The sequence below is a fragment of the Mesorhizobium sp. M7D.F.Ca.US.004.01.2.1 genome (assembly GCF_003997785.1).
In the GTDB taxonomy this organism is placed as follows: domain Bacteria; phylum Pseudomonadota; class Alphaproteobacteria; order Rhizobiales; family Rhizobiaceae; genus Mesorhizobium; species Mesorhizobium loti.
The window spans coordinates 1-1,721 of sequence record NZ_RZRQ01000612.1 but is presented as its reverse complement, the minus strand read 5'-3'; the positions used below and the strand labels follow the sequence as shown (position 1 = coordinate 1,721).

General features: G+C 57.5%; 3 protein-coding genes. All 3 read right to left on the bottom strand.

Annotated elements, in window-relative coordinates; translation table 11 throughout:
• Positions 1-753 (bottom strand): universal stress protein (locus EN993_RS35425; protein WP_164758049.1); only part of this gene is annotated, 753 nt, incomplete at its 3' end.
• A 200-nt stretch (positions 754-953) separates the two neighbouring features.
• Positions 954-1,244, bottom strand: coding sequence for a hypothetical protein (locus EN993_RS35420; protein ID WP_164758048.1), 291 nt, complete (start codon positions 1,242-1,244; stop codon positions 954-956).
• 79 nt (positions 1,245-1,323) lie between these two features.
• Positions 1,324-1,721, bottom strand: a 398-nt coding sequence (locus EN993_RS35415; protein WP_281040597.1) for an oxidoreductase C-terminal domain-containing protein, incomplete at its 5' end; no start/stop codon positions are given.

Genomic DNA, 1,721 nt, shown 5'->3' with positions numbered 1-1,721 from the left:
ATCCACTCCCTGAACCTGCTGTGGCCGTAGGCGCCGGATATGATCAGATCCGCATGCATCGCGTCGGCCACATCGGCGATCGTTCCGCCATCGGATTTTTCCGGAAAAACTTCGGCCTTCGCCTTTACGCCGTGAAAGGAAAGCAAGGCAAACATCGTTCAGACCGTTCCAGGTTTCATCGGTTGCATCATTGTCGATCGTAATGACACGAACCGCCTGAGCCATTTGCAAAAAGGGCATAGCATCGGTAACCGCACGCCTGGCTTCACGCGTGTCCTTCCATCCGACAAGATTGTTGATGCGGATATTTTCCTGGTTGGTCGAGGCGACAAAGACAGGCCGCCCTGCCTGAAGGATCAGGCTGCCGAGATCGGTGGAACGATGAACGTTGCCAGAAGAGGCGCCCTCGGGCAACGCCGTGACAATGAGATCGGTCACGCGGGCCGAGTCGATTAGCAAGCGGGTCGGATTGCCCACAGCCCCACGCCATTCTGTATCAACCGTTGCGCCAGCAAGAGCTTCGAACTCCGCGCGGAGGTCCTCAATTCGTCGCTCGATGTTCTTCCGCTGGTGCATCATGCTCTCGCCTTCGAAGGCCACTCCTCCTTCCATCACGACGGGCGGAGGAACGTCGGCAGCCGAGAGACCTATCAGGCGCGCATCGAAGCGCTGGGCCAGATCGACACCAAGCTTGATTACAGGAGTGACCATTCCGTCGATGTCGAGATTGAGAACGATTGACTTGTAACCCATTGGGCTTTCCTTCCACGGTTGGAGATGATGCCGGCCCGGCTGGGGGAAAACGTCAACGGACGTCCTGCCGCGAAACGCGGCTTCACAATGCGGCAACCTCAAATGCCGAAGGGCTACCTGCAACGTTTCAAAAATCTCTATGATGAACGATCACTGTCGTGAGAAGTGCTCCGGCCGGCATGATCGTGAAGGTCCTCTCGCTACTCGAACATGATCCGAGCGGTACCTCTTTTGGCGATCAATATTCTCCGAGCTTCCTGGATCCGCTCAGCCTGTTGTTTGGTATAAGGACCCATCGGCCGGGTCTTTTCATCGCCGCGACGGACCCGGCAGTACCAGTGGCCGCCGTCCGAGAAGATTTCAACCGAAGTCGGCGTATCATCGGACGCTTCCTCGGCAACCTCCTTGGCGAACTCGACGATCTTTGAATAATGCTGAGCGGGCGCAACCGTGCGCATATCGTTGATAAGTTCCTGTTGCATTATGGACATAAGTCGAACTCCTTTCGGTAACGACGACTGCAGCGCTGCGCCATGCTGGTTGCGTTCTCGCGGTGCCCAAGAGCGCCTGCTAGGTTGCCATTTGGCGCTCCATTTCCGTCTCCGCCTCGAGACTTTCGATGTCGCGGAAGATCGAAGCAACAGCCAGCGTACGTCCTTCGCGCTTGAAGCGGAGCAGGCAATCCTTGGCTGTGATGTCTCCATCGACCGCGATCTCATCCCATTGCCCGGCATGGCCGACATAGTTGATGGGAACATCGTAATGCCGACTCCAGAAGAACGGCACGGCCGCGAATTTCTCCCGATGGCCAAGCATGTTGAGGGCCGCTGTTTGCCCCTGCCTCTCTGCAACCACCCAATGCTCGACCCGAATGTTCTCGCCACTGTGGGGATCAGGCCACCGCGCAATGTCGCCGGCCGCGAATATCCCCGGCTCGCTCGTTTCCAGAAAGGCGTCCACTACAACGC